Origin of the sequence: Streptomyces sp. NPDC000404 (assembly GCF_040300365.1) — a bacterium.
GTDB lineage: Bacteria > Actinomycetota > Actinomycetes > Streptomycetales > Streptomycetaceae > Streptomyces > Streptomyces ramulosus.
Genome location: NZ_JBEPDN010000018.1, coordinates 132,980 through 159,777 on the forward strand (window position 1 = coordinate 132,980; position 26,798 = coordinate 159,777).

The 26,798-nt window shown below is 71.1% G+C and carries 22 protein-coding genes; 15 read left to right on the forward strand and 7 right to left on the reverse strand.

Going from position 1 to position 26,798, the window contains the following annotated elements; genetic code table 11:
* Window positions 1-136 precede the first annotated feature (136 nt).
* The 5 genes from infB to ABT345_RS30080 all read left to right on the forward strand — a co-directional run bounded on the left by infB (window position 137) and on the right by ABT345_RS30080 (window position 6,689).
* Complete coding sequence (gene infB, locus ABT345_RS30060; protein WP_345080051.1) at window positions 137-3,178, forward strand: translation initiation factor IF-2; 3,042 nt, start codon at window positions 137-139, stop codon at window positions 3,176-3,178.
* Window positions 3,179-3,351: 173 nt separating this feature from the next.
* The gene (locus tag ABT345_RS30065) at window positions 3,352-3,651 is read left to right on the forward strand and encodes a DUF503 domain-containing protein (RefSeq protein WP_143944399.1); all 300 of its coding nucleotides are present in this window, start codon (window positions 3,352-3,354) and stop codon (window positions 3,649-3,651) included.
* Window positions 3,652-3,712: 61 nt separating this feature from the next.
* On the forward strand, window positions 3,713-4,168 hold the full coding sequence (gene rbfA / locus ABT345_RS30070) for a 30S ribosome-binding factor RbfA (RefSeq protein ID WP_030288054.1): 456 nt from the start codon (window positions 3,713-3,715) through the stop codon (window positions 4,166-4,168).
* Window positions 4,165-5,091, forward strand: a complete 927-nt coding sequence (gene truB, locus ABT345_RS30075; RefSeq protein ID WP_345080043.1) for a tRNA pseudouridine(55) synthase TruB — start codon at window positions 4,165-4,167, stop codon at window positions 5,089-5,091. Before rbfA ends, truB begins: the two co-directional genes overlap by 4 nt.
* A gap of 650 nt (window positions 5,092-5,741) precedes the next feature.
* Window positions 5,742-6,689, forward strand: a complete 948-nt coding sequence (locus ABT345_RS30080; protein WP_345080040.1) for a bifunctional riboflavin kinase/FAD synthetase — start codon at window positions 5,742-5,744, stop codon at window positions 6,687-6,689.
* Window positions 6,690-6,960: 271 nt separating this feature from the next.
* Here ABT345_RS30080 and ABT345_RS30085 read toward each other — a convergent pair whose 3' ends face one another.
* The 3 genes from ABT345_RS30085 to eccE form a co-directional block, all read right to left on the reverse strand.
* Window positions 6,961-9,687 carry an SCO5717 family growth-regulating ATPase gene (locus tag ABT345_RS30085; protein WP_345080037.1) on the reverse strand — a complete coding sequence of 909 codons (2,727 nt, stop codon included), beginning with the start codon at window positions 9,685-9,687 and terminating at the stop codon, window positions 6,961-6,963.
* A gap of 295 nt (window positions 9,688-9,982) precedes the next feature.
* On the reverse strand, window positions 9,983-10,831 hold the full coding sequence (locus tag ABT345_RS30090; RefSeq protein WP_345080034.1) for a hypothetical protein: 849 nt from the start codon (window positions 10,829-10,831) through the stop codon (window positions 9,983-9,985).
* Window positions 10,831-12,048, reverse strand: a complete 1,218-nt coding sequence (eccE, locus tag ABT345_RS30095; RefSeq protein WP_345080031.1) for a type VII secretion protein EccE — start codon at window positions 12,046-12,048, stop codon at window positions 10,831-10,833. Before eccE ends, ABT345_RS30090 begins: the two co-directional genes overlap by 1 nt.
* Window positions 12,049-12,383: 335 nt before the next feature.
* Between eccE and ABT345_RS30100 the strand changes: the two genes are divergently transcribed.
* From ABT345_RS30100 to mycP (ABT345_RS30130), 7 genes are all read left to right on the forward strand, one after another.
* Window positions 12,384-14,069, forward strand: a complete 1,686-nt coding sequence (locus ABT345_RS30100) for a type VII secretion protein EccB (RefSeq protein ID WP_345080028.1) — start codon at window positions 12,384-12,386, stop codon at window positions 14,067-14,069.
* A 386-nt stretch (window positions 14,070-14,455) separates the two neighbouring features.
* Window positions 14,456-14,785: a WXG100 family type VII secretion target gene (locus ABT345_RS30105; protein ID WP_345080025.1), complete on the forward strand. Its 330-nt coding sequence runs from the start codon at window positions 14,456-14,458 to the stop codon at window positions 14,783-14,785.
* Window positions 14,786-14,901: 116 nt separating this feature from the next.
* On the forward strand, window positions 14,902-15,195 hold the full coding sequence (locus tag ABT345_RS30110; protein ID WP_345080022.1) for a WXG100 family type VII secretion target: 294 nt from the start codon (window positions 14,902-14,904) through the stop codon (window positions 15,193-15,195).
* A gap of 278 nt (window positions 15,196-15,473) precedes the next feature.
* Complete coding sequence (mycP, locus tag ABT345_RS30115) at window positions 15,474-16,667, forward strand: type VII secretion-associated serine protease mycosin (RefSeq protein WP_345080020.1); 1,194 nt, start codon at window positions 15,474-15,476, stop codon at window positions 16,665-16,667.
* On the forward strand, window positions 16,667-16,996 hold the full coding sequence (locus ABT345_RS30120; protein WP_345080017.1) for a hypothetical protein: 330 nt from the start codon (window positions 16,667-16,669) through the stop codon (window positions 16,994-16,996). The genes mycP (ABT345_RS30115) and ABT345_RS30120 overlap by 1 nt, the downstream gene beginning before the upstream one ends.
* A 2-nt stretch (window positions 16,997-16,998) precedes the next feature.
* The gene (locus tag ABT345_RS30125) at window positions 16,999-18,477 is read left to right on the forward strand and encodes a hypothetical protein (RefSeq protein ID WP_345080014.1); all 1,479 of its coding nucleotides are present in this window, start codon (window positions 16,999-17,001) and stop codon (window positions 18,475-18,477) included.
* 87 nt (window positions 18,478-18,564) lie between these two features.
* The gene (gene mycP, locus ABT345_RS30130; protein WP_345080012.1) at window positions 18,565-19,866 is read left to right on the forward strand and encodes a type VII secretion-associated serine protease mycosin; all 1,302 of its coding nucleotides are present in this window, start codon (window positions 18,565-18,567) and stop codon (window positions 19,864-19,866) included.
* Between the two features lie 181 nt (window positions 19,867-20,047).
* On the opposite strand, the gene ABT345_RS30135 is transcribed toward mycP (ABT345_RS30130), so the two are convergent.
* Complete coding sequence (locus tag ABT345_RS30135) at window positions 20,048-21,112, reverse strand: WXG100-like domain-containing protein (protein ID WP_345080009.1); 1,065 nt, start codon at window positions 21,110-21,112, stop codon at window positions 20,048-20,050.
* A 139-nt stretch (window positions 21,113-21,251) separates the two neighbouring features.
* On the reverse strand, window positions 21,252-21,581 hold the full coding sequence (locus ABT345_RS30140) for a hypothetical protein (RefSeq protein WP_345080006.1): 330 nt from the start codon (window positions 21,579-21,581) through the stop codon (window positions 21,252-21,254).
* A gap of 362 nt (window positions 21,582-21,943) precedes the next feature.
* Here ABT345_RS30140 and ABT345_RS30145 point away from each other — a divergent pair, with 362 nt between their 5' ends.
* Window positions 21,944-22,243, forward strand: coding sequence for a hypothetical protein (locus tag ABT345_RS30145; RefSeq protein ID WP_345080003.1), 300 nt, complete (start codon window positions 21,944-21,946; stop codon window positions 22,241-22,243).
* A gap of 267 nt (window positions 22,244-22,510) precedes the next feature.
* Here ABT345_RS30145 and ABT345_RS30150 read toward each other — a convergent pair whose 3' ends face one another.
* Both ABT345_RS30150 and ABT345_RS30155 read right to left on the reverse strand, forming a co-directional pair.
* The gene (locus ABT345_RS30150; RefSeq protein ID WP_345080000.1) at window positions 22,511-24,502 is read right to left on the reverse strand and encodes an ATP-binding protein; all 1,992 of its coding nucleotides are present in this window, start codon (window positions 24,500-24,502) and stop codon (window positions 22,511-22,513) included.
* 460 nt (window positions 24,503-24,962) lie between these two features.
* Window positions 24,963-25,370, reverse strand: coding sequence for a hypothetical protein (locus ABT345_RS30155; protein ID WP_345079997.1), 408 nt, complete (start codon window positions 25,368-25,370; stop codon window positions 24,963-24,965).
* A gap of 236 nt (window positions 25,371-25,606) precedes the next feature.
* On the opposite strand from ABT345_RS30155, the gene ABT345_RS30160 reads away from it, so the two are divergent.
* Window positions 25,607-25,915, forward strand: a complete 309-nt coding sequence (locus tag ABT345_RS30160; protein ID WP_345079994.1) for a hypothetical protein — start codon at window positions 25,607-25,609, stop codon at window positions 25,913-25,915.
* Window positions 25,912-26,697, forward strand: coding sequence for a WXG100 family type VII secretion target (locus ABT345_RS30165; RefSeq protein ID WP_345079991.1), 786 nt, complete (start codon window positions 25,912-25,914; stop codon window positions 26,695-26,697). The genes ABT345_RS30160 and ABT345_RS30165 overlap by 4 nt, the downstream gene beginning before the upstream one ends.
* Window positions 26,698-26,798 lie beyond the last annotated feature (101 nt).

Here is a 26,798-nt window from a genome sequence, read left to right on the forward strand (position 1 = left end):
GGAAAACCCCGTGCGGTCAGGTACCTCGCGAGTCGGAAGTAGGTCGAGATTGCGATGAGCACTCGATGAGTACGCGATGAGTACGCCCATGAAGTAGCGACGGTCCGGTGGACAACCCGGACCTAGAAGGAGCGAAGTGGCTAAGGTCCGGGTATACGAACTCGCCAAGGAGTTCGGAGTGGAGAGCAAGGTCGTCATGGCCAAGCTCCAAGAACTTGGCGAATTCGTCCGATCGGCATCCTCGACGATCGAGGCGCCGGTTGTTCGCAAGTTGACCGACGCTTTCCAGGCGGGTGGCGGCAGCGGCCGCGCCGCCGGTAAGCCCGCGGCGCCGCGCAAGGCCGCGCCCGCAAAGCCGTCCGCGCCCTCTCCGGCGCAGGCGGCCCGTCCGGCTGCCCCGAAGCCGGGCGCCCCCAAGCCCGGTGCGCCCAAGCCGGGCCCCGCGGCCCCGGCCGCGCCCGAGGCGCCCAAGAGCAGCGCGCCCACCCCGGGCCCGCGCCCGACGCCGGCCCGCCCGGGTCCCAAGCCCGCTCCGGCCGCCCCCGCGCAGCCCGAGTTCCAGGCCCCGCCGGCCGCGCCCGCCGCGCAGCCCGGCCCGCGCCCCGGCGCCACCCCCGGCCCCCGTCCGGCGCGCCCCGCGCCGCAGGGCGGCCAGGGCGGTCAGGGCCGCGGCAACGCCCCGCGTCCCGGTGGCGAGCGTGCCCCGCGTCCCGGCGGCGGCCGTCCGTCCGGCCCGCGTCCGGGCAACAACCCCTTCACCTCCGGTGGCTCCACGGGCATGGCCCGTCCGCAGGCCCCCCGTCCCGGTGGCGCGCCGCGCCCCGGTGGCCAGGGTGGTCCCGGCGGTCCCCGTCCGCAGGGCGGCGGCCAGGGTGGTCCCCGTCCCCAGGGTCAGGGCGGCGCCCGTCCGACCCCCGGCGGCATGCCCCGTCCGCAGGGTGCGGCCCCCGGTGGCGCCCCGCGTCCCGGCGGCGGTAACCGCCCGAACCCGGGCATGATGCCGCAGCGTCCGGCTGCCGGCCCGCGTCCGGGCCCCGGCGGCCGTGGCCCCGGCGGTGCCGGTCGTCCCGGTGGCGGCGGTCGTCCCGGTGGTGGCGGCGGCTTCGCCGGCCGTCCCGGTGGCGGCGGCGGTCGCCCGGGTGGCGGCGGTGGCGGTTTCGCCGGTCGTCCCGGTGGCGGTGGCCCCGGCGGCGGCTTCGGTGGCCGTCCCGGTTTCGGTGGCCGTCCCGGCGGTCCCGGTGGCCGCGGTGGCACGCAGGGTGCGTTCGGTCGTCCCGGCGGTCCCGCGCGTCGCGGTCGTAAGTCGAAGCGGCAGCGTCGCCAGGAGTACGAGGCCATGCAGGCCCCGTCGGTGGGCGGCATCATGCTGCCGCGCGGCAACGGCGCGAAGGTCCGCCTCTCGCGTGGTGCCTCGCTGACCGACTTCGCCGAGAAGATCAACGCGAACCCCGCGTCGCTGGTCCAGGTCATGCTGAACCTCGGCGAGATGGTGACCGCGACCCAGTCCGTCTCCGACGAGACGCTGGAGCTGCTCGCCGGCGAGATGAACTACGTCGTCGAGATCGTCAGCCCGGAGGAGGAGGACCGCGAGCTGCTCGAGTCCTTCGACATCGAGTTCGGCGAGGACGAGGGCGGCGAGGAGATGCTCGTCGCGCGTCCGCCGGTCGTGACCGTCATGGGTCACGTCGACCACGGTAAGACCCGACTGCTGGACGCGATCCGCAAGACGAACGTCATCGCGGGCGAGGCCGGCGGTATCACGCAGCACATCGGTGCGTACCAGGTCTCCACCGAGGTCAACGACGAAGAGCGCCGCATCACCTTCATCGACACCCCCGGTCACGAGGCGTTCACCGCCATGCGTGCCCGTGGTGCCAAGTCGACCGACATCGCGATCCTCGTGGTGGCGGCCAACGACGGTGTCATGCCGCAGACGATCGAGGCGCTGAACCACGCCAAGGCGGCCGACGTGCCGATCGTGGTCGCGGTCAACAAGATCGACGTCGAGGGCGCCGACCCGACCAAGGTGCGCGGCCAGCTCACCGAGTTCGGTCTGGTGGCCGAGGAGTACGGCGGCGACACCATGTTCGTCGACATCTCCGCACGTCAGGGCACCAACATCGAGCAGCTGCTCGAGGCCGTGGTCCTGACCGCGGACGCCTCGCTCGACCTGCGCGCCAACGCGGAGCAGGACGCGCAGGGCATCGCGATCGAGGCCCACCTCGACCGTGGCCGCGGCGCCGTGGCGACCGTCCTGGTCCAGCGCGGCACCCTGCGTGTCGGCGAGACCATGGTCGTCGGCGACGCCTACGGCCGCGTCCGCGCCATGCTCGACGACAAGGGCAACAACGTCGAGGAAGCGGGTCCGTCGACCCCCGTCCTGGTCCTGGGTCTCACCAACGTCCCCGGCGCCGGCGACAACTTCCTCGTCGTCGACGAGGACCGTACGGCCCGCCAGATCGCCGAGAAGCGCGCGGCGCGCGAGCGCAACGCCGCCTTCGCCAAGCGCACCCGCCGGGTGTCCCTCGAGGACCTCGACAAGGTGCTCAAGGCCGGCGAGGTGCAGCAGCTCAACCTCATCATCAAGGGCGACGCGTCCGGTTCGGTCGAGGCCCTGGAGTCCTCGCTGCTCCAGCTCGACGTCGGCGAAGAGGTCGACATCCGGGTGCTGCACCGCGGCGTCGGTGCGGTCACGGAGTCCGACATCAACCTGGCGTCCGGCTCCGACGCGATCGTCATCGGCTTCAACGTGCGCGCCGAAGGCCGTGCCACGCAGATGGCCGACCGCGAGGGCGTCGACGTCCGGTACTACTCGGTCATCTACCAGGCGATCGAGGAGATCGAGGCGGCCCTCAAGGGCATGCTCAAGCCGGAGTACGAGGAGGTCGAGCTCGGTACCGCGGAGATCCGCGAGATCTTCCGCTCGTCCAAGCTCGGCAACATCGCGGGTGTCCTCATCCGCTCCGGCGAGGTCAAGCGCAACACCAAGGCGCGCCTCATCCGCGACGGCAAGGTGGTCGCGGAGGACCTCACCATCCAGGGTCTGCGCCGCTTCAAGGACGACGTCACCGAGATTCGCGAAGGTTTCGAGGGCGGTATCAACCTCGGCAACTACAACGACATCAAGATCGACGACGTCATCGCGACGTACGAGATGCGCGAGAAGCCGCGCGGCTGATCACGTAGCGCACTGTCCGCGCGGAGCCCGGCCCCCTTCGGGGCGGCCGGGCGGCGGGCGGATCCGGGGCCGGTCGGCGGAGCGTAATTTCCGTCGATCGGCCCCGGCCGTTGCGTGTACGGTGCGAGGGACTCGCGATTCCGAGGCCCCACGGGTGGCTCTACCCGTCGTACATGTACGTAGGGACACTGTCCTTCGACCTGCTTCTCGGCGACGTACGGTCGCTCAAGGAGAAGCGCTCCGTCGTCCGCCCGATCGTCGCCGAGCTGCACCGCAAGTACGCGGTGAGCGTCGCGGAGGTCGGGGACCAGGATCTCCACCGCCGGGCCACCATCGGCCTCGCGGTGGTCTCCGGGGACGCGGGGCATGTCACCGAGGTGATGGACCGCTGCGAGCGCCTGGTCGCCGCACGGCCCGAAGTGGAGCTGCTGTCGGTACGCCGACGGCTGCACGGCGACGACGACTGGTCATGACGGCCGGGCGGACGGACGCCGGTGGAAGCACAATTGTGGAAGATACGAAGGAGACGGACCAGTGGCCGACAATGCGCGGGCGAAGAAGCTGGCGGACCTCATCCGGGAGGTGGTCGCCCAGAAGCTGCAGCGCGGAATCAAGGACCCGCGGCTCGGCACGCACGTGACCATCACGGACACCCGGGTCACCGGCGACCTGCGGGAGGCGACGGTCTTCTACACGGTGTACGGCGACGACGAGGACCGGGCCAGCGCCGCCGCGGGCCTGGAGAGCGCCAAGGGCATCCTGCGCTCGGCGGTCGGCGCCGCGGCCGGGACGAAGTTCACGCCGACGCTGACGTTCGTCGCGGACGCCCTGCCGGAGAACGCCAAGACGATCGAGGACCTGCTCGACAAGGCACGGGCCTCGGACGCCAAGGTGCGGGAGGTGTCGTCGGGCGCGCAGTACGCCGGTGAGGCCGACCCGTACCGCAAGCCGGGCGACGACGAGGACGACGAGGGCGCAGCCGCAGAATGAAGCGTAAGAACACCGGGCCGGACGGTCTTGTCATCGTCGACAAGCCGTCCGGCTTCACGTCGCACGACGTCGTGGCGAAGATGCGGGGCATGGCCCGGACGCGCCGGGTCGGCCACGCCGGGACCCTCGACCCGATGGCGACGGGCGTCCTCGTCCTCGGCATCGAGCGGGCCACCAAGCTGCTCGGCCACCTCGCGCTGACGGAGAAGGAGTACGTCGGCACGGTGCGGCTCGGGCAGACCACCGTCACCGATGACGCGGAGGGCGAGATCACCGCGTCCAAGGCGGCGCACGGCCTGGCGCGGGCGGACATCGACGCGGGCGTCGCGGAGCTGTCCGGCGCGATCATGCAGGTGCCGTCGAAGGTCAGTGCCATCAAGATCGACGGCAAGCGGTCGTACTCGCGGGTGCGGGACGGCGAGGACGTCGAGATCCCGGCCCGGCCGGTCACGGTCTCGTCGTTCGTCGTCCACTCCGTGCACGAGGCCGAGGCGGAGGACGGCACCCCGGTGACCGATCTGCTGGTCTCGGTCACCTGCTCCTCGGGGACGTACATCCGCGCCCTCGCCCGGGACCTGGGCGCGGGGCTGGGCGTCGGCGGGCACCTGACGGCGCTGCGGCGCACCCGCGTCGGGCCGTACAAGCTCGACCGGGCGCGGACCCTGGAGCAGTTGCAGGGCGCGGTGGACGACACCGAGGGCGCCGGGCTGCCGGTGATGCCGATCGGCGAGGCGGCGGCCGCCGCCTTCACCCGCTGGGACGTCACCGCGGCGCAGTCCCGGCTGCTGGTGAACGGCGCGCGGATCCCGATGCCGCTGTTCGAGACCGACGGCCCGGTCGCGGCCTTCGACCCGGACGGCACCTTCCTCGCCCTGGTGGAGAACCAGGGCGGCCGGGCCAAGAGCCTGGCGGTGTTCGCCTAGAGCGGACGGGGCCTGTGCAGGGCGTATGAGGCCCGGTACGTGGAGGTCCGGGGAGCCGGTCCGGAGCTTGGGCTCCGGGCCGGCTCTTTGGTGTGTCGTGTGGTGGCGTGTTGACGCGGGGGGGAGGGACGGAGCGGGGCGTGGGGCGTGCGCAGCGTGCGGTGGGCTCCGGTGGCGTCCTGCTTCGCGCTGTGCGGGGGTGCCATGCGGCGTGTGTTGCGCCTCGTGCGGGCGCTCCGGTCCGGACCGTGCGGGCGCTCCGGCCAGGCCCCGTGCGGCGGCCCCGTGCGCCGTCTCCGTACGCCCCGTGCAGGGCTCGGGGCGGTTGTCCGCGCCCCATGCGCTGCCCCGTACGGCGCGTGCCGTGTCTGGCGGTCCGCGCCCCGTGCAGGGGCCCCGTGTACCGTCTCCGCCTGCCCCGTGCGAGGCCCAGGGCCTGCCTCCGCGCCCCATGCGGCGGGCCCCATGCGCGTCGCTCCGTGCTGCCCCCGTGCGGGCGCCGCACGGGCTCGGGGCGCGTGCTTCGGGGCCTTCGGGCCGGTGAGGCCACCCTTCTCGGGTGGCGGGGGGCCCGGCATGGCAGTCTTAGACCTGCGTCATGCCGAATTGACGCAGTGGACGGACAAGAGTTCGGGCGAGGAGCGGGCACAGTGCAGCGCTGGCGTGGCTTGGAGGACATTCCCGAGGGCTGGGGGCGCAGCGTCGTCACCATCGGCTCGTACGACGGAGTGCACCGCGGCCACCAATTGATCATCGGTGAGACCGTCGCGCGCGCCCGGGAGCTGGGCATCCCCGCGGTGGTCGTCACTTTCGACCCGCACCCCAGTGAGGTCGTCCGCCCCGGTACCCATCCGCCGCTGCTCGCCCCGCACCACCGGCGCGCGGAGCTGATGGGGGAGCTGGGCGTCGACGCCGTTCTGGTTCTGCCGTTCACGCAGGAGTTCTCGCAGCTGGCGCCCGCCGACTTCGTGGCGAAGGTGCTGGCGGACAAGCTGCATGCGCGGATCGTCGTCGAGGGCCCCAACTTCCGCTTCGGGCACAAGGCGAAGGGCACCGTCGAGACCCTCGCCGAGCTGGGCGTCGCCCACGGCTTCACCGTCGAGGTCGTCGACCTGGTGGAGCGGGGCTCGGCGGGCGGCGGGGTGCCGTTCTCGTCCACGCTCACCCGCCGGCTGGTCGCCGAGGGCGACGTCGCGGGCGCGGCGGAGGTCCTGGGGCGGCCGCACCGCGTCGAGGGCGTCGTCGTCCGCGGTGCGCAGCGCGGACGCGAACTGGGCTTCCCCACCGCGAATGTGGAGACGCTGCCGCACACCGCGATCCCGGCCGACGGGGTGTACGCGGGGCTGCTGCACGTCGAGGGCGAGGCGATGCCCGCGGCCGTGTCGGTGGGCACCAACCCGCAGTTCGACGGGAAGACCCGCACCGTCGAGGCGTACGCGATCGACCGGGTGGGGCTTGACCTGTACGGGCTCCACGTCGCGGTGGACTTCCTCGCGTACATCCGGGGCCAGGAGAAGTTCGCCACCCTCGAGGCGCTGTTGGAGCGCATGGCGATCGATGTGAAGCAGGCACGTGAGCTGATCGCCGCGGCGGACTGAGCCCGGCGGGGCGGCGCCGCGCCACACGAAAGGGCGCCCGGGGAACTCCCCGGGCGCCCTTTCGTCGTCCGTGCCGTGTGCCGTGTGCCGTGTGCCGTGTGCCGTGTGCAATGTGACGTGCGACGTGCCCCATGCCCCACGCCCCATGCCCCATGCGCGGCGCCCCACGCCCCATGCGCACGGTTCCGAACGCGCGACTCCCTGCACCACGCAGCGGGGCCCGGCACCGTGAAGTGCCGGGCCCCGCTGCGTGGTGGTGACGCCTACCGCGTCACTGCGGAGGCTGCTGCGGCCACCCCTGCTGGTCGGGCTGCGGCGCGTCCGGGGCGGGCTGCTGCTGTTGCCAGTGAGCGGGCGGCTGCTGCGGCTGCTGGGTCCAGCCGCCCTGCTGCGGCGGGTAACCGGCCGGCTGCTGCTGCGCCTGGGGCTGCTGCTGCGGCTGGCCCTGCTGCGGGTACTGCTGCTGCCCGTACGGGTCCTGGGCGTACGGGTCCTGGCCCATCTGCTGGCCCTGCTGCGGGTACATCCCCTGGGCCTGCTGGGCGCGCGAGAAGTCCTCGGCGACCAGCGCGGACAGGTTGAAGTACGCCTCGCGGGTCTTGGGCCGCATCATGTCGAGGTCGACCTCGGCGCCGGCGGCCAGATGCTCGTCGAAGGGCACCACGACCACACCGCGGCAGCGCGTCTCGAAGTGCGACACGATGTCGTCGATCTTGATCATCTTGCCGGTCTCGCGGACTCCGGAGATCACCGTGATTCCGCGCTGCACCAGGTCGGCGTAGCCGTGCGCGGAGAGCCAGTCCAGCGTGGTGCTGGCGCTGCTCGCACCGTCGACGGACGGCGTGGAGATGATGATCAGCTGGTCGGCGAGGTCCAGGACGCCGCGCATGGCGCTGTAGAGCAGGCCCGTACCGGAGTCGGTGAGGATGACCGGGTACTGGCGGCCCAGGACGTCGATGGCGCGGCGGTAGTCGTCGTCGTTGAACGTCGTGGAGACCGCCGGGTCGACGTCGTTGGCGAGGATCTCCAGGCCGGACGGCGCCTGCGAGGTGAACCGGCGGATGTCCATGTAGCTGTGCAGGTGCGGGATGGCGTGCACCAGGTCGCGGATGGTCGCGCCGGTCTCGCGGCGGACACGGCGGCCGAGGGTGCCGGCGTCCGGGTTCGCGTCGATCGCCAGGATCTTGTCCTGCCGCTCGGAGGCGAGCGTGGCGCCGAGCGCGGTGGTCGTCGTGGTCTTGCCGACGCCGCCCTTGAGGCTGATCACCGCGATCCGGTAGCAGGACGTCACCGGCGTACGGATCAGCTCCAGCTTGCGCTGACGCTCCGCCTCCTCCTTCTTCGCGCCCAGCTTGAACTTGGACGGCTGCGCGTTGGCGCCCGGCTTGCGCCGCTTGGGCTGGTTGCGCAGCAGCCGGTCGGAGGTCAGCTCGACCGCGGCGCTGTAGCCCAGCGGCGCACCGGGGGTGGCCCGCTGCGGCTGCTGCTGACCCGGCTGGGAGTACGAGGCGTAGTTCGTCCCGCCGGCCTGCTGACCCGGCAACGGCTGATGCGGCACCTGGCCCTGCTGGGCGGCTTGAGCCTGCTGCGCCTGCTGCGCCTGCTGCGCCGCCTGCGCCTGCTGGGCGGCCTGAGTCTGCTGTGCCTGCTGGGCGGCCTGCGCCTGCGGGTCGTAACCCGCCTGCGCGGGCTGGCCCTGCTGCGGGTAACCGGCCTGGGCCTGCTGCTGTGCCTGCTGCGCGGCGTGCTGCGCCTGCGGGTCGTAACCGGCCTGCTGCGGGTACGTCTGCGGCGACTGCTGCGGATACCCCTGCGCGGGCTGCGGGTAGCCGTACGCCGACTGCTGGGCGGGCGGCTGCTGTTGGGCCTGCTGCGGGTAGCCGTACCCGGGCTGCGGATAGCCGTACGCGCCCGCCTGCTGCGGCGGCACCTGCTGCGGGTACCCGCCCTGCTGGGGGTAGCCCTGCTGCGGTGCGGCCTGCTGCGGGAAACCGGCCTGGGGCTGGGCCTGCTGCTGCGCCTGCGGCTGCTGCGGGGGCAACTCCTGCCCCGGCTGCGGCTGTTGGGCCTGCTGCGGCGGCTGCTGGGCCTGGGCCTGCTGGGCCTGCGCGGTGCGCGGGTCGGCGGGCTGGTACTCCGGGGGCAGCGGCGGCAGCCCGCCCTGCGCGGCCGCGTCCGCCTGCGCGGGCCACGGGGCGCCCTGCGGCGGCACGCCCGGCTGCACCCCGCCCTGCGGCGGTACGTCCTGCGGGGCGCCGCCCTGCTGCGGGGCCTGGGGCGGCTGCGCGGCGGCCTGCTCCGGCACCGGCTGCGCGGCCGGCGGCTGCTCGGACGGTGCGGACTGCGCCTGGACCGGCACCTGCGGTGCGTCGGTCTGCGGCGCCTGCGGGTCCGGCGGTTCGGGCGCCTGCGGGGCGGGCGGAGCGGCCGGAGCCTGCTGCTCGGGGCCCTGCCCGGCGTCGGACCGCGGCGCGTCGGCCACGGGCGCCTGGGGCGCGGCCGGCGCCGGCTCCTCCGTCGGTGCGGCGTCGTCCTCGTCGTCGTCCCACAGCGAGGCCGACGGGTCGGCGCCCGTACCGGAGCGGACGTTGCCGCCGGGCGCCGGGGCGTCGGCGGCGGGCGCGGGCGCCGCGGCCTCCGCCGGGGCCTCGGCCTGGGGCGCGGGGGTGTCCGCGGGCTCCTGCGGGCGCAGCATCGGGAAACCGGGCGGCGCGGCCGCGGCGGGCGGCGGCACCGGGGCGCCGGGGCCGCCCTGCGCCCCGCCGGTCGCCGGCGGACCCGCAACACCCGGGCCGGACAACGGCTGTCCGGTGGGCGGCGGGGGAGAGGCGGGGGACGGGGCGGGCGCCATGGGCGTGCCCGCGCCCCCGCTGGTGTCGTTGCTCGCGTACCAGGCCGGAGCCGCGAAATCGATCTTGAATTCGCCCGTCAGGTCGAACTCGGACTGCTCGTCGTCAGGGTCGTTCCCGTCCGGGCGGAAAGCCTCCCGCTCGTTCACTGTGCCTCCTGGTGTACTGCAACGCACCTGAACGGCAGGACCGGATACAGGCGGATCGATCGGATGTCACGGAATTCGGAACACCCCGCCCGGGGTTGCGCCAACACTGCAATCTCCATCCCCGTATCGGCTGCCGTCCGGTGTGCTCCTGCGGCGACATACAGCCTAATCAAGAGTCGGGCCGGAACGGCAGTCGACGTCATGTCGTCTTGTGTCCGTGGCACGCCTACGGGCGCACCCAAGGATGCGCCCGTAGGAAAAGCCCCGGTCTGCGGGCGCCGGGCGCCCGGCGCCGTCAGTCCATCCGGCGCGGCCCGCCGAGCAGGTTGGTCTCCGCCTCGGTGGGCTGTGTCATCACGAACTGGTGGCTGTCGCGGGTGCACCAGAGCATCGCGTTGTCGCTCAGCGTCGGCAGCACCGCGCCGACCTGCTCCGGCAGCCGCATGACGCGCGTGACGACCTCCGCCTCCTCCGGCGACAGCCGCTGCAGTCCGACCAGATCCGCCCGGCCGAGCATCTGCGGCGAGCGCGGCCCGAGGAACGGCAGCACCGTGAGCACCGACTGCCAGGGGCTCGGCGCCAGCTGATTGCGCGGGGGGCGCGCGCCCATGTCCCGCACCACCAGCACGGGGCTGGAGACCGACGGCCCCTGGGGCGCGATCTGGCGCACCTCGTGGACCGACACGCACTGCTGACCGCCGCCGGCGGCCTGCGCCATCTGGCCCCAGGCCGGCGGGCGCGCCGTCTCGACCGCCACCCGCGCGCCGGTGGCGACCGTACGCAGCGCCAGCACCTGCGCCATCCACATGCTGCCGACCAGCGCGATCTCCAACGGCGCCGGACGCAGCAGGCTCAGCACCGCGGGCTGGTTCTGCGGGTCGATGCCGATGATGACGCCGTCGTCGCCGACCGGCAGGGTCAGCGACGCCAGCGACTCGGCCGTCAGGACGTGCGGGCTGCGGCGCGGACCGCGCAGCCCGAAGCCCGGCTGCGGTGTCGGCCCCGACTGCGCCGACCGCTGCTCGTCCGGCCGCGGCTGGTGCGAGGGACGGCGCCCCTGCCCGGCGTCCGGCGCACCGATAGGCGGATTGCGCCAGCCCGTCCCGGAGTTGTTCACACGCGGCTGATATGTGGGAGAGGTCATCAGCGGGTACCTCCGAGGGGAAGCGTGGCGAGCAGGCCGGGCAGCTGCTCCCGGTCGAGCCGGACGAGACCGACCTTCGCCGAACCGGAACGCCGCTCCAACTCCCGCTGGGCCGCGTCGAGTTCGTTCTCGCTACGGGTCGACAGCCGGACGTAGCCGGAGATCGCGGGCGCCCGCCCGCCGCCGTGCGTCGCGGTCAGCGCGAAGGTGCTCGCCATCGCCGGGGTGCTGGTCAGCAGCTGGGTGACGGCCGCCAGCGGCGCGCCGCCGGGGCCGAGCTGGGGCCAGCGTCCGATCCAGTACGTGGTGTGCCAGCGGTCGTCGCAGCGCCACGCCCGCGTCGTCTCCTGGGTGCGGCGACCGGAGCGCGCGTCGCGCCCCATGGCGCCGTTGGCGGCCCGCGGGCTCACGCACACCGCCGTGCCGACCGCCGCCACGACCTCCCGCTCGGACAGCACGCGCGCCCGGACGCCGTGCGAGGTCAGACGGCTCACCAGCTGGTCGGCGGCGCGCAGCAGCGAGCGCTTGGCGCCCTCCATGCCGCCGCCGCGGGCCTCGATCGCCTCCGCGCACAGCTCCGGATCGAGCTTCAGCGCGATCCACGTCAGCTGCACCGCCGGGGTCTGCGACTGCGCCTGCAGCGGCGCGTACGAGCGGGCGGCGACGGCCTGTTCGGGCAGGTGCGGCGCCGGCGCCGGCTGGGTGTACTGCACGTACTGCACGGATTCGAGGTGGATGTCCTCGACGTCGAGCGCGGTGTGGAGCACGTCGAGCGGCAGCATGTGGCTGCCGCTGACGGGCCGCAGCGGCTCGTCCCGGGGCTCGACCTGCACCAGCGCGGTCAGGAAGGTGCCGTCCCCGACGAAGCCGACGGCGCGCTGCTCGGCATCGGTGTACTCGTACGTGCGCAGCGCCGGGTCGCACTCGACGACCGGGGCGAAGGCCGGCTCGACGCCCTGCGTCGCCGCCGCCCCCGCGGCCTTGCCGCGGCGCTTCATCGCCCGCACGGTCGTGATCCACTCGGGGAGCGGGATCCGGCGGCGCCGGCCGAGCGCGAAGATGACGAGGACGGCGGCGAGCACGACCGCGACGGTCAGCGCGATCACGTTCACGGACGCGCCGACCAGGACCAGTGCGGCGGCGATCTCGATGATGGCCAGCTGCTGGACGCGGACCGGTCCGATGCTGCCGATCTGCGGACGCAGCCGCGGGGCCACCGGTCCGCCCGACGAACTCCGGCCCCCCGCCCTGTCGTTGGCCGGATCTGTGCCGTCCGGGCCGCCGTTTCCCGCGTTGCGCGGTGCCGTGGAAGGCTGTTGCTGCTGTTGCCGCCCATTGCGGCGTCGAGCCCTGGTGGCGCTGGACATCCCCCGGCCTGCTCCTCTACTGGTGGTGTGGCCTCGCGGCGTATCAATCGCCGTTGAGACTGGTGCGTTGGAAGGTGGCACCCGTACCGTACGGGTCGATCGACACACGGCATAGTAGAGGGCGCTACGGCTTGAGTGCCGGGGGCGGTCGATGTGGATCCGACACGCGGGGAGAGAAAGCAACAATGGCATCACGTCGGGACGAGCTCAATGCGTATTCATTCGCGCGGAAGCGCACGAATGCCGCATTTCTGAAGCCACTGCCGAGCGGTTCGATCGAGAGTGCGCCGCGTCCTCTGAAGGCAGTGCTGCCGAGCGTCCTGATGGGCGTCGTGATCCTGGTCGGCTTCGGTGCCTGCGGCATCATGAAGCCGGTCGCGCCCGAGGGCTGGGACAACGGGGAAAGCGTCATCGTCGGGGCCGATTCGACGACCCGTTATGTCGTTCTGTCCGGTGACGGAAGTCAGGGAAAGAAGCAGAAACTCCTCCACCCCGTCCTGAACCTCGCCTCCGCGAAACTCCTTCTCAATCCCGACAAGTACAGCGTCGTGAATGTGAAGGAATCCGAACTGGACGGAAAGATCGCACACGGCCCCGCTGTCGGAATTCCGTTCGCCCCCGACCGGCTTCCCAATGCCAAGGACGCGGGCCAGGCGAAGACCTGGGCCGTCTGCGACCGTCCGGGCAGCGGTATCAACAGCAAGGCCCAGCAGGCCGTTTTCGTGCTCGGCGGCAAGGACAAGAACCTCGTCGAGGGCAAGGGGCGCCTCGACATGAAGCAGGTGCTCTTCGTGCGCGACCCGCAGAAGAAGCTCTGGCTGGTCGACCACAACGGCTTCAAGTTCGCGCTCGACGCCACCCTGAGCGGGCACAACCCCGAGCTGGCCGGGCAGAACCCGGAGGAGGCCAACCTGGTCCTGCGCCGCGTGCTCTTCAGTGAGGCGGAGCCGCAGGACGTGACGCAGCAGTGGATGGACACCCTCATCAAGAGCCCGGTGCCGATCTACCTGCCGGTCGTCAAGGGGGCCGGCCAGCTCTCGCAGGCCAACGGCGTCCCGGAGCAGTACCGGAAGATCGGCACCGTCCTCGAAGTTCCCGGCAGCGCGGATCAGAGCACGACGGACGGCGAGAAGGCGGGCAAGAAGTACGTCGTCACCGCGGGCGGCGTACAGCAGGTGTCGGACTTCGTCGCCAAGCTGCTGATGGAGGGCCCGAACGCCCAGAAGGTGCACCCGGACAGCTCGGCCATGCGGCCCGAACAGGTCTCCACCTCCAGCATCACCCCGATGAGGGACGACAAGGATCGGTTCGTCTCATACCTGGGTACGGTGCCGGGCCACCCCGATGTGGACATGCCCTGGCCGACCGAGGCCGTCGCCATGGCCAACAACTTCGCCGAGGGCTCCCAGACCGGCGGTCTGACCACCCCGACCGAGAACGGCGTCTCCTGCAGCCTCTACGACGGCACCACCACCAAGCTCCCCGGTGGCGCCGACAAGGCCCTCGGCTACCCCAACGGCCTGCCGAACATGGGCACCTGGATCGGCAAGGACTACCCGGCGAAGATCGCCAACGGCGCCTCCTCCTACGTCACGCCCGGCAGCGGCCAGCTCCTCCAGCGGGTCCGTACGCCCCAGGAGACCACGGGCTCGCTCTACCTGATCACCGACACCGGGCTGCGCTACCGGGTGCCGGTCAACAACGACAGCTCCCAGAAGGCGGGCAACGCCAACCAGGAGGTCAACCAGGCGGCCGTGCGGCTGGGGTACAAGGGCGTCCACGCGGAGCCCATGCTCGGCAACTGGGTGGACCTGCTCTCGGAGGGCCCCACGCTCAGCGTCGACGCCGCCCGGAAGACCGGCACGTCGTAACGGGCCCGCGGGCGGCGCGCCCGGCCCGCATCCGCCCCGCGCCGGATTCCGCCGGCGGGTCACCGGATTTCGGTGGCCCGCCCGGCTTTTCCGGATTTGCTCCACGGATTCGGTTGCTCCCCGGAAGGGGCCCGGGAAAATCTTGATGTGTTTCTCCGTGGACCGATAGAATCCCATCTGTCCACTTCACCCGACGCTTTCTCGAACTGGCCCTACGGGGCGGCCAGTTGGTGTTGTGGTGATCCGGTCACAACGTTGCTCCCTCTGTTGGGGGCAGCTGTATGAAGTGGTTAAAGTGGTCGATGGCGCCAGCAGGCGGCGCCGACCGTGCGGCACCGTCACCGGTGCGGTGCGGGTGACGTGCGAGTCTCATGGGGGACGTTGCGATGAGTGGTAGTCAGTTCACAGTTACCGAAGAAGAGATGGTCGCGTTCAGCGGCAAGATCGGAGCGGTGAGCCAGGCGATCGAGGGCGAGATTCGGCACCTCAACACGGTCGTCGACAACATCACCTCCGGCTGGCGGGGCCAGGCGGCCTCTTCGTACAACCAGCTCCAGTCCAAGGTGAACGAGGATGCGACTCGCATCAACCAGCTGCTGAACGAGATCAAGGAAGCGATCGACGGCACGACGAAGAACTACGCCGCCTCGGAAGAAGCGCAGCACGCATCGATGACCCACGTGGCCTCCGCCTCGGACAACTCCCCCTTCGGGTGAGGTCCGGCGCCGCTGCGGCGGCGCGGTGAGCCAGTAGCCGCGGTACCGCGATTCGGTATCCCGAATTCCCCGCGGCCGTGTGAATCGATCAGTTCAGTACATTCCGAGGAGAGATCATGTCGGGCCACATTCTCGTCAATGCCGAGACGATCCAGCAGGCGTCCCAGGACGTGAAGCGCACCGCCAGCCAGATCCGGCAGCAGCTGGACGACCTGGAGGCCGGTGTCAAGCGCATCGCCAGCACCTGGGAGGGTGCGGCGCAGGAGGGCTACAAGGCCCGCCAGCACGAGTGGGACAAGCGCGCGCACTCCCTGCAGCAGACGCTGGAGGCCATCTCCAAGGCGCTGCACGAGGCATCCGTGAACTACCGCGAGACGGAGCACCGGAACGCCAACATGTGGAACCACTGACCACCACCAGGTGGCAGGTGCTTCCGTCGCCGCAGGCGGAAACGGCTAACGGCTGAGCAGCCACGAGGCTCGCACAGTGGCAGAAGAGGGCGGGCGCGCTGCACCAGTGCGCCCGCCCTTCTGTCGTCCACGCCCGGCACCGCTCGCCGCTCCCGTACCAACGGCACCTCCGTATCGCTTCCTCGTCCCGTCCACCACGCATGGAGAGCAGACAACCCGTGGGATCTCGCGCCAACGGTCACCGAGCAGGGCATCGCCGCCGCGCGGCGGGTGTCTTGGTGACAACGGCCTGCACCATCGCTCTTTCCGGTGTCACCGCCCTTCCGGCGGCCGCGGACGAGAACGTTCCGCTGAACAGCGGTGAGTGCAAGTTCAACACCACCGACATCAAAGAGACCCCGTGGTCCCTGCAGCGCCTCATGACGCAGCAGCTGTGGGCGGACACCAAGGGGCAGGGCGTCCGCGTCGCCGTCATCGATACGGGCATCGACGCCGGGAACGACCAGATCAAGCCGGCCATCGGGTCTGGCGGCCAGACCTTCGTCAAGGGCGGCAAGCCCACCGAGGACCGGGTGGGCCACGGCACCAAGGTCGCCGGCATCATCGCCGCCCAGCCGCGGCCTTCTTCGGGCTTCTACGGTCTGGCGCCCAGGGCCAAGGTCATCCCGTTCCAGCAGACCGACCAGGAGAAGCCCGGCACCGCCGACAGCCTCGCCAAGGCCATCAACGCGGCCGTCGCCGCCGACGTTCAGATCATCAACATCTCCCAGGGCACGGACGCGAGCGAGGAGCTGCTCCCCACGCTGAAGGCGGCGGTCGCCCATGCCGCGAAGGCGGGCGTTCTGATCGTCGCCTCGGCGGGCAACGACGGCGCCTCCGGCAAGGAGAAGCGCATGTACCCGGCGGCGTTCCAGGAGTTCGACAACGTCCTGGCCGTCGCCGCCTCCGACCGCAACAACGAGCGCGCGGCGTTCTCGCAGCCCGGCGACTACGTCGACATCGCGGCGCCCGGCGTCGACATGGTCTCCACGGTGCCGGACGGCGGCAACTGCGTGGACCAGGGCACCAGTTTCGCCGCCCCGTACGCGGCCGGTGCCGCGGCGCTCCTGAAGTCCCTGCACAAGGACTGGACGCCACGCGAACTGATCTGGCACCTGGAGCAGACCGCCGAGCGCGTCAACCAGGGACCGGACCACAACATCGGATGGGGCGTCATCGACCCGGTGGCGGCCCTCAAGGACACCACCCGGCCCACCAGTTCGCCCACTCCGGACAAGCCCGTCAACCAGAACACCGCCAAGGTCCAGCCGGCCGCCCTCATCATCGGGGAGAGCCCGGAGGACCGGCGGGCGCGCATTTCCCTTTACATTGTGGGCGGAGGACTTCTGGCGGTTGCCGGAGTGGTGGGTTCATCGATCGCGCTCCGGGACTGGCGGCGGAAGAACGGCATGATCACACGGGGAGGACAGTAATGGGCAGTGCCGACGAATATTTCGTCGATCTCGAGGCTCTGGACACGGTCGGTCGGAAACTCAACGGCGTACTCCGTTCGATGGACGAGGCCAAGACGAAGGCGGGTCACAGCACCTACCTGCCGGACGGCACCCTCGGCACCGGATTCCGGGAAGAGCGGGAGCTCAGGGAAGCCCATGACGCCATGAAGGCGTGGATGGACGAAAACATCCTGAAGAAGATCGCGGACCTGGTCGACGATCTCAGCAAGAAGACGGCGAAGACGCGGGACGCCTACCACGACCGCGAGTACGACGCCTCCAACGCTCTGAACCCCGGGGGGAAGTAGTCGTGAGTGAGAACAAGGGCGGTGTGACCACCGACAAGGGCTGCTTCTACGCCAAGCACGAAACCAAGTTCTACCAGTACGACATGGACCAGCTGAAGGCGATGGTGGCGGACGCCAAGCCCGGCAAGGTCAAGGAAATCGCGACCAACTGGAAGTGGATCCACGACACTCTCATCGGGACGGACGGCCGCGGCGGGCTGCGGAAGGAATTCGACGACGCCGTCAAGGAAGTCCTGGAGTCGTGGGGCGGTCAGGCGGCGGAGGGATTCCGCCGGACGGCGCAGAAGATCAGCGAGAACATCGGCAACGCCGGTCCCTGGGCGATCAACATGCACGACATCATGAACGGTGTCGAGGCGTCGCTCAGTGACTACAAGAAGAAGATCGACGCCATGGAGAAGCCGTCGGGCACGGAGAGCAATCTCGATGCCGTCGGCAACTACGGCCTGAAGGTGGTCACCTTCGGAGCCAAGGGCGGGCGCGACGACTCCAAGGCCAACAGCGAGCTGGCGGCCGGCAAGCCGACCGAAGACGTCCTCAACGGCAACTCCGGTGAGCTTTCCGAGGGCAAGGAACGCCAGCTCCAGACGGCGATCATCATGGAGTACCTGGGGTCGTCCTACAGGTCGAATGTGGCAGCGATCGGGAAGCCGCCGCACGGGACGTCGAGGGATCAGGATGTGCCTCCTCCTGGTGGTGACACGCCGGTGCCACCACCGTTCGTGCCTGTCCCTGACAGTGTGATGAATCCGCCGAAGCCTTCCGCGAAGGCCAACATCCCCACCCCCCACGGCGGCGGGTACAAGTCACCTGTTGACCTTGAAGGTCCGCGTCACGACGGCATCTCCGGCGGACTGGGCAGCACCATGCCGGCGAAGTCGTCCACGCTGCCCAACATCGGCACCGGCCTTGACAGCTTCTCCGGCGGCGGAGGAGCCGGAGGCGGGGGACTTTCGGGCACCGGGGGCGGCGGGCTCGCCGGCGGTGCAGGCATCGGCGGCGGGAGTGGTGTCGGCGGCGGCTCAGGGACCAGTTCCTCGGGCGTGCCCGGTGGCGCCGCGGGCCTCATCGGTGGCGGCGCGGCCGGTCGTGGGGCAGCAGGAGGCGCGGGTGCCCGTGGCGGACGCGCCGGCATGCCCGGTATGGGAGGTGCTGCCGGCCGCGGCGCCGGGGGAGCGAAGGGCGGCGCGGCCGCCGGACGCGGCAGCGCGCTGGCCAAGCAGAAGGGCGGCGTGGTCGGCGGCGCCAAGGGTAAGACCGGCGGTGGCGCCCAGGGCGGCTCCGGTCTGCACCGCAGCCGTGGCGGCAGCCAGAAGGGCAGCCTTGGCGGCCGCCGCCCCATGGGCATGGCCGGTGCTCCGGGCGTGAACGGCGCCAAGGGCCGCGGCAAGAACGAGAACGGCGAGCGTCCCGACTACCTCGTGGAAGACGAGGAGACCTGGACGCCCGAGCGTAATGTGGCCCCGAAGGTCATCGAGTAGAGACTCACTGGCCAGGTAATCGGCGGAGACGAGGGGGCCCGCAGTCTTCGGGCTGCGGGCCCCTTTCTCTAAGGAGAGGTGTACGGCATGAGCTTCACGCGGACGCTGCGGGCGGTGAGCGGCGCTGCAGTGGCTGGAGCGTTGCTCTTCGGTACCGCGCCGGTCGCTTCGGCAGACCAGATGAGAGACCAACAGTGGGCGCTGAATTCTCTTCGTGCGGAGGAGGCGTGGAAGGTCTCCACCGGCAAGGGGGTCACTGTCGCTGTCATCGACAGCGGTGTGGACGGGAGTGCCCCTGACCTCAAGGGAAATGTTCTTCCCGGAAAGAATTTCTCCACCGGCGATCCCGCTGATCAAGAGACCGTGAACAACCATGGCACCTCCATGGCATCTCTGATTGCGGGGCATGGACATGGCCCGGGAAATTCTGACGGTGTCATGGGACTGGCGCCGGATGCGAAGATCCTTCCGGTGAAGCTCTCGAACTCCGAGAACGCTACATATGGTGCGACGTACGCTGGCCCTCTGCGGTATGCGGTCGATCACGGGGCAAAGGTCGTCAACATGTCGATCGGCGATCCTGTCACACCCACCGAAGAGGAATCTTCAGCTATCGCCTATGCGGTGAAGCATGATGTGTTGCTTGTTGCAAGCTCCGGAAACGAAGGTTCGGGGAACGCCAATTATCCGGCAGCGGCTCCAGGCGTCCTGGGTGTGGGCGCCAGCGACAGGCATCAGAAGGTCTGGGAAGAATCCAACTACGGTCCGCACCTGATGCTCACGGCACCCGGCGTGGAAATCCGCTCCGCCGCAGCCAGCAAGCCTTACCGATACGCGAGCGGCACCTCCGACTCCACTGCCTACGTTTCGGCCGCCGCCGCCCTGCTCCGTGCCAAGTTTCCTGATCTGACGGCCGGGCAGATTGCGAATCGGCTGGTGAAGACCGCGAAGGCGCCGGCTGGTACCGACACGCCCGATCCGTACTACGGCTACGGTGTCATCGACCCCTACAAGGCGCTGACCGCGGATATTCCGGCGGGGTCGAAGAACGGGCCGCTGAAGTCGCCGGAGGCGAGTGACGACGACGGATTGATGAAGCCGTCCAACCGGTCGGATGCGACGGAGCCGAAGGACACCAGCAACTTCCGTGCGGTGCTCGGGATCATCGGGTTCTCGTTGATCGTGCTGTTCGTGATTGTGGGAATCACCGTGCTGGTCGTCGTGAAGAAGAAGCGGAGGAATGGTCCTCCGCTTGGTGGTCCCACGGGGTTCGGCGGGCCGGGTGGTCCTGGAGTGCCGCCGCAGCAGGGGATGTATCAGCAGCCCGGTGCTTATCAGCAGCAGCCCGGTGGGCAGGGGCCTTACCCGCCGGCGCCTCCCGGTCAGTGAGGCACAGCTGAGGGAGAATTCCCTTGAAACGTTGTCAGGGCCCGGCAGTTCTTGGACTGCCGGGCCCTGATGGGTTGGTGGGGTATTTACGGAGGCGGGCGAACCGCGGTGGTGGTGGCGTGGTGGTGGGTCCGTCGCTTCGTATCGTTCGCGGCGGGCTCGTCTCAGCCGAGAAGGACAGTCAGCCGAACACGGACCGGACGTGTTCCTTGACCGTGTCCGTGTGTTCCTGGTGGCGGGTGGCGGCGCCGCCGGTGTGCTGGTCGGCCTGGCGCTGGGCGTGGGTCAGGCCGCGTTCGGTGAGGTCGGCCTGGGCGCGGTCCGTGTAGGTGGTGGGGTCGGCGAGGCTGGTGACGCCGTCCTTGTAGTTCTGCAGCCGGTCCGTCGCGTCCTTCTGGACGTCGTCGGCGTACTCCTTGGCCTTTTCCTTGCCGATATCGGCGGTTTCGTTCCACCGGATGCCGTCGCGTTCGCCGAAGTGGGCCTCGATGCTCTGCTCGGCGACGTTCTGGCCCATTTCCGTGCCGGCTTCTTTGGCCTTTTCCTTGGCGCCCTCGACGACGGTGTCCTTGGCGAATTCCTTGGCCTGGTTCTTCGCCTCGGTGACGACCTTGTCCTTGACCTCTTCCTTGACGGTCGTCTTGATGTAGTCGGCCGCCAGCTTGCGGGATTCCTTGGACACCGCCTTCTTCGCCATCTTCTTGATGGCGTCCATGGTGGCGTGCTCCATGGCCTTGGTGGCCGCCTGGATCACTTCGCGCTTGATCTTGTCGAGGATTTGCCGGACGATCACCCGCGTCGCCTGGGTGACGCCGGCCGCGCCCAATTCGGAGAGGCCCAGGGTGAACGGCGCCGCGGCCTGTGCCGAGATGAGTTCCACGGCCAGCATCACCAACTGGACGATGACCGCGACTTTTCCTTCGATGACGGCGAGCGCGGCGGCATCGAAAGCGAGCGCGATGACCTCGGCTGCCGCCGCGGCGTCGCGGAGATAGCTGTCGCCGCTGTTCCCGCTGCCGGCGAAAGCGCCCCATTCGTTGGTGAAGCCCTCGATGGCTTCACCGGAGTTGGCGGATGTCACCTCGTTGGCCGCGGAAGAGCCCTGGGAAAGGGTCTCGTTGACCTGCTCGGCGAAGGTGCGCCATGCCGCCGCGCAGTCGAAGAGCGCGTCCTCGTCGGCCTCGGGCCATTCGTATCCCAGGAGGTCCAGGACCCAGGTGACCTCTCCTGGAAGCGTCAATGACACGGTGTTGTCCCCCGTACGGTGTGGCAGAGAAGTGTGACGTGACCGCGGTCGGCGGGCCGGATCGCGGTGTGGGAAGGGAAGCCGGGAAGGCCCCGGGAATGCGGCGCGTGGTGCCGGCGGGTGCGGGGCGTCGGCCCCGTCAGATCACGGGGCGGCCGACGGCGCTGATCGTGTGGATGCCCTGGTCGTCGGATTTCGTGTATGACTGGGCCATCTCGCCGAGCTTCTCGCCGATTCCCTCAAGGCGCTCTCCGAGCGAGTCCATCGACGTGAACATGCCCTTTTTGATCGGGTCGTAGATGGTGTCGAAGATTTCGCCGAAGTCGCACTTCTTCCACGGGTCGCCGATGCTCTCCAGATCGTCCTGGAGTTTCTTCGACGCCTTGGTGAAGTCGCTGCCGAGGTGGACGAACGCGGTGCCCTGTGCCTTCAGCACGTCCGGTTCTACGTCAAAAGCCTTGTCTGCCATCGCTGCCCCCGTTGCATGCCCATTTCCGCATGGCAATTTTCACATCCAACGCTCTCACTTTAGGTGATCTCCTGGGGACCCCGTCAAATGGGATTGTGTGGGACTTGTGGGAATTGTGGAGCATTGATGGGTGGGTTGGGTGGGGGAGATGGATTTGGCCGGGGGAAATCCCTGTGCGGTGGTGGTGGGGTGGGGATTTTCCGGAAAGGGCGGGGGAGGTCGGGGAAAGGGCCGGGGCGGGGGACGCATTCCCGGTGGGGTGGCCGCCGGGGTGGGGGCGAACGGGGTGCCGTGGCCGGGGTGTTGTCGTACGGAGAGTGCGGGCGGGGCGGGGGTGGGGTGGTCCCGTAGCATCTCGGATCATGGAAGCAGCCAGGGGCGAAGAGCCTCTTTCGGGGGAAAAGGCGGCGGCGACGCCCCGTCAGGCGCGGCGGATACGGATCGCCCTGGCCTCGGTGATGATGGGCGCGATGGCCGTGGTGCTGGTGGTGCGGCTGGCCAGCCGGACCTCGGTGCTGGTGGTCGGGGTCTACGGCGCGGCGCTGGTGCTGTGCGGCGTGGTGATCGAACTCAGCCGCCACGGCCGTACCCGGCTGGGGAGTTGGCTGCTCGGCGTCGGACTGGCCGCCGCCCTCGCCGCGGACTGGCTGCTGCTGCCGTGAGCCCGTCGCTCCCGCACCGGTGCGGCCGCCTGAGCCGACCGCCTCTGCCCCGCCGTCCGCGCCCCGTTCACCGCACCATGCGCCCTGAGTGGCAAGCCCGAAGCCGTGAGCCGAACCCGTAGCCCGAACCCGTAAAACGAACCGCAAGGCCGGGCCCGTGAGCCCGAAGCCGTAAGGCCGGTGGCAGGGGCGGGGAGGGGCGCAGTGCGGACGTAAGGCGCCCCGGCCACGCCTGGGTGCGGCCCCCGGTCTGACCCGGCCCGTCGCCTACCGCCCCGGAGAGCCGGTCGCCGCCGCGGCCGCCGGGCCGTCCGGGACGGTGGGCGGCAGTGCGAGGAGCTGCCGGGCGGTGATGCCGCGTTCGGTGGTGAGGAGCAGGATGCCGTCCGCCGACAGATCGGCGTCGAGGACGGGGGAGTCGGCGAGCACCGATGCCACCACTTCCTGGGTGCGCCGGTCCCGGACGTGGACGTGGCGGCCGTCCCGATCGAGGCCGAACGGTGCGGCGACACGTTCCTCCTCGGTGGGGTGCACCACCTGCTCGGGTGCCGCGTCGAGCGGGGCGCCGTCCGCCAGGGCATGGACGGTGAACGCGCCGTCGCCGCCGGGCAGCGGGTGGGCGCCCGGCGCCGTGGCGGGGACGCGGCAGACCGCCACCGGTACCGGGGCCGGGCCGCCCGGCAGCACTCCGGCGGTGGCGCTGCGCGCCCCGGCGGACGGCAGGCTCCACAGCGTGCGCCACGGCAGGCCGAGGCCGAGGCCGTGCAGCGCCTGCGCATACGGCGTCAGCCCGTCCTCGGTGAACGCCGTCTCCAGGAGCGCCGCGCGGAGGGCCGGCGTGGCCTGCGTACGGGTCAGCAGCCGCGCCGTGCGCAGATACGTACGGGCCGGGGCGCCCAGTTCCTGGGGCGGTACGGCCTCGACGGCGGCGCGCAGTATCAACGGGTCCGCATGGGCGAACAGGCCCGGGTCGGTGAGGAGTTGGGGCAGCAGCCCGGCGGCGAGGGTGTGCCCGGCGAGGTGGTCGCGGACGTAGGGGTCGGCCCGGGACCAGTCCTGGCCGGGCACCGCCTCCAGCAGCGTCATGGCGATCCGGGTCTGCGCGCCCCGGACGTCGGGCAGCTGCTCCCGGATCTCCGCGGCGAGCGCGGGGTGGGCGAGGCGTATCAGGGGCCGGTCGTCGGCGCCCGCGCCGGACGGGGTGTCCACCGGGTCCACGAACGGGGCGGTCAGCAGCGTGCCTTCGGCCAGTTCGCGGCTGAGATCGCGCTGGGCGACGGCGCTCGCCAGCGGGCCCCACAGCGGGCGCGGCAGACCGTCGCCCTCGGCCAGCGCGAGCGGCGTCAGCAGCAGCCGGAGCAGCTGCGGATCCGCGCCCAGCCGCCGGGCGTGCAGATCGACCGCCTGCCCCACGGTGGCGGGCAGCTGCTCCGTGGCGGTCGGGTCGAAGCCGTCCGGTGCCCGTAGCGCGGAGCGGACGGCGAGCTTCACCGTCAGATGGCTCCCGGCGGCGCGGGCGGCCAGCGCCCCGGCGAGCGCCCCGCGCACCTGCGGGTCGGTGGTGAACGGCAGGGCGGGCGCCCTCCGGGCCGGGTCGAGCGCCGTCGCGGCGTGCGCCACCAGCGCGTCCGGATCGGCCCACTCCGGTGCGTCGAGGTCGATGATCTGCGCCTGGCCCCGCGGCAGTCCCGCGGTCAGCTCGGCGGCCAGTTCGCGCGGGGCGACGGTCAGCAGCTGCACGGTGGGGACGGCGGCGAGCGGTGCGAGGGCCTCGCGCACCACGCGGGCCGGTTCCCCGGCGGCGCGCACGGGGCCCGCCGCGGCGAGGTCCGGGACCACCACCGTCACCGACTCCTCGCGCCCGCCCAGCTCGGTGAAGAGGTCGGCGGTCCGGGTCGCGGCGAGGCCGAAGTGATCGGCGGCGGTCCACAGCAGCTGCGCCGCGGTGAGCCCGTCGGGGCGCAGCACGGCGGGCGCGGGGAGGTCCGGCGGAATCGTCGCCGGATCCAGCTCGTCCAGCGGCAGCCGGGTGCGGAACTCCGGGTCGCACAGCATCAGGAAGCCGGTCAGCAGCCGCCCGCGTCCGCTGCCCGGGGCGCCGGTCAGCACGATGACGCGGGGCGCGCCGGGCCAGCTCATCCGCCAGGCGGCGAGCGCGCGGAGCACCGGGGTGCGGCCGCCGACGTACGGATGCGGGGCGTATCGGGGCGCCGTGCGGCCGTCCGTCCGCGAGGTGTCGACGACTTCCTCGTCCCCCATGGAAATCCCGCCCTTCACCGTCTCACCGTCGTTTTCCGGCCTCACCGGCGATCTTATGATCCGCGCCACGCTTCGGGAGCCGTCGGGTCCGCGCTGTTCCGGAACCGGTACACGGGGTGCGCTCCGCCGCCCGCGGACCGGGTATCGGACACTCGATCCTTCGTCCGGTGGACGGTATTCGCGCCAAAAGCCCCGTACTCCCGATTTCCGAACGCGATTTACGGGACGGAGCGTGCGGGATCGCGGTGGGAGTGCGCCTCCTCGGGCACTTCCGGGGAGGCGAGTTGCCGCGCGGTGTGAAGAAAAGGGGGAAATCAGGAAAGGGAGGGGAGGAGAGATCGGAGGGAATTGCGGAGAGGAAAGGAGAAGGGGAGGGGGAGGGGGAGAGATCCAGGTTCTCTGGATCTCTCCCCCTCCCCTTGCTCTCCGTGATCCCGGCTCCGGTGGCGGGAGCCGCGGCTCAGCTCCGGTGGGAGGAGCCGCCGCGGCCGCGGCGCGGACCGGTGACGAGGCCGGAGGACGGGCCGTCGCGCTCCGCGCGCTCCTTGTCCTCCTGCTCCTCCTGCTGCTTCTGCCAGGCGGCGAACTTCTCGCGCGACTCCTCGCGTTCCGCCATCGTCTGGTTCTCCGCCGCGCGCCGCATCTCCCCGAGGCGGTCGCCGAGCGCGTCCATGTACGTCGGCGTCTGGATCGCTTCCTTCATACCGATCCGCCCGGACAGGACCTCCTTGGCCATCTCCTGGAGCGGACCGCCGACGTTCGGATTCTCCGCCAGCGTCTTCAGCGCCTTGCGCAGCCGGTGTGCCTGCTGCGGATCCTGGGCGACATCCATCAGGTCCTCGTCCTGGATCTGCCGTTCGTTGCTCATGCTGCCCCCTTGAACGTGTGGCACAGCAACCCGTGTGCTGCACCGGCGTCATGAGTCTAATGACGGGTGGGAACGGGGCGCCAAGGCGGGTTGTCGCTCTTGCCGGATATTGCCCACCGCGCATTCCGGAGAGAACCGTCCGGCCGCCGAACGGCAGGGTGGGAGCCCTTTGCCGGTGTGCTACATCTGAGACGATGTCCGGCAGGTCACTGCTGATCGAATACGGGGAGAAAAAGATGTCCGACGAAGTCCGGACCGATACCGAGCAGTTGCACAAGCTCGGCTCGGTCTTCGAAAAACACGCGGATGATCTGGCACGGCAGTTGACCGCATTCCGGCGCCGCGCCGATGCCGCCGCACTGCGCGACGGATTCGGTGACGACGAGGCGGCCCGTTCGCACGTGGAACTGTACGAGCAGGCCGAACGCGCCCTCGGGCAGCTGCGGGAGCGGCTCGCCGAGGTCGGCGGCGGCATACGGCAGACCGCCGCCTCGACGCAGGCGGTCGAGGACGAGCTGGACGCGATGATCAGGAGTGTCGGATGACGGGGCGGGGCAATCCGGAGGCGCTGCACGAGGCCGCGGCCGGGTGGCGGGAGATGGGCGGCCACCTCGACGGCATGCTCCGCGAGCTGGACACCCATGTGGCCCGGGCGGCGGCCGCCGACTGGCACGGCCCGGCGGGCGAGGCGTTCGCCGCCGACTGGCACCGCCTCAAGCGGTCGGTGGACGATGCGCTGCCCGTCTTCGAACTGGCCGCCGCCGACCTGGACTCCGCCGCGTCCCGGCCCGCCGCACCGGAGCACGACGGCGAGGCGAAGGACGCCCCGGCGCCCGCCGCGCCGGCCGCGGGCTCCCCGGACGGCAGCCGCGATCTGATGTACGGCGTGATGGCGCTCGGGCAGCTGGGCAACGCGCTCGGCGGCTTCGCCCGGGGCAGGAAGGGCGGCGGCGGCCAGGGCAACCGCCCGCCGCTGAAGGGCGAATGGGCGGTCTCCGACGCGCCCGCCGGCCCCGACCCGTTCGGCCCCGGCGGCTCCCGCCGCGGCGGCGCCGGAGTCGCCAAGGGAGCCCGCACCCCGGACACCGCCGCCTCCGGAACGGCCGGGGCGACGAACGCCGCACCGGCGGGCAAGGGCCCCGGCGGCGCGGACCCGAAGGACCCGAAGGACGCGAAGGACCCGAAGGGAGCCGCGGACGCCAAGACCGCCAAGGGCGCGGCGGCCACCGGCCCGGCACCCGCAGCGACCCCGGGCGCGGGGCCCGCCGACGCCGCCCCGTCCGGCGGCGTCCGCCCCGACGTCGGCAGGCACGGCGCCTTCGGCTGACCCGTCCCGGAGCCCGGCCGGTCACAGCGACCCGGCCCCGGGCCCGTACGGAACGCGCACGACTCCCCGCAAACGGCGGTGGGGCGCCCCTTCGAAGAGGG

Bases quoted from the DNA above. Each gene is read 5' to 3' on its own strand.
- ABT345_RS30150 (WP_345080000.1), bottom strand. From the start codon at position 24,502: ATGGGGGACGAGGAAGTCGTCGACACCTCGCGGACGGACGGCCGCACG.
- truB (WP_345080043.1), top strand. From the start codon at position 4,165: ATGAAGCGTAAGAACACCGGGCCGGACGGTCTTGTCATCGTCGACAAG.
- ABT345_RS30090 (WP_345080034.1), bottom strand. From the start codon at position 10,831: ATGACCTCTCCCACATATCAGCCGCGTGTGAACAACTCCGGGACGGGC.
- ABT345_RS30065 (WP_143944399.1), top strand. From the start codon at position 3,352: ATGTACGTAGGGACACTGTCCTTCGACCTGCTTCTCGGCGACGTACGG.
- ABT345_RS30145 (WP_345080003.1), top strand. From the start codon at position 21,944: ATGGAAGCAGCCAGGGGCGAAGAGCCTCTTTCGGGGGAAAAGGCGGCG.
- mycP (WP_345080012.1), top strand. From the start codon at position 18,565: ATGAGCTTCACGCGGACGCTGCGGGCGGTGAGCGGCGCTGCAGTGGCT.
- ABT345_RS30100 (WP_345080028.1), top strand. From the start codon at position 12,384: ATGGCATCACGTCGGGACGAGCTCAATGCGTATTCATTCGCGCGGAAG.
- ABT345_RS30155 (WP_345079997.1), bottom strand. From the start codon at position 25,370: ATGAGCAACGAACGGCAGATCCAGGACGAGGACCTGATGGATGTCGCC.
- ABT345_RS30110 (WP_345080022.1), top strand. From the start codon at position 14,902: ATGTCGGGCCACATTCTCGTCAATGCCGAGACGATCCAGCAGGCGTCC.
- ABT345_RS30140 (WP_345080006.1), bottom strand. From the start codon at position 21,581: ATGGCAGACAAGGCTTTTGACGTAGAACCGGACGTGCTGAAGGCACAG.
- ABT345_RS30120 (WP_345080017.1), top strand. From the start codon at position 16,667: ATGGGCAGTGCCGACGAATATTTCGTCGATCTCGAGGCTCTGGACACG.
- ABT345_RS30160 (WP_345079994.1), top strand. From the start codon at position 25,607: ATGTCCGACGAAGTCCGGACCGATACCGAGCAGTTGCACAAGCTCGGC.
- ABT345_RS30105 (WP_345080025.1), top strand. From the start codon at position 14,456: ATGAGTGGTAGTCAGTTCACAGTTACCGAAGAAGAGATGGTCGCGTTC.
- ABT345_RS30165 (WP_345079991.1), top strand. From the start codon at position 25,912: ATGACGGGGCGGGGCAATCCGGAGGCGCTGCACGAGGCCGCGGCCGGG.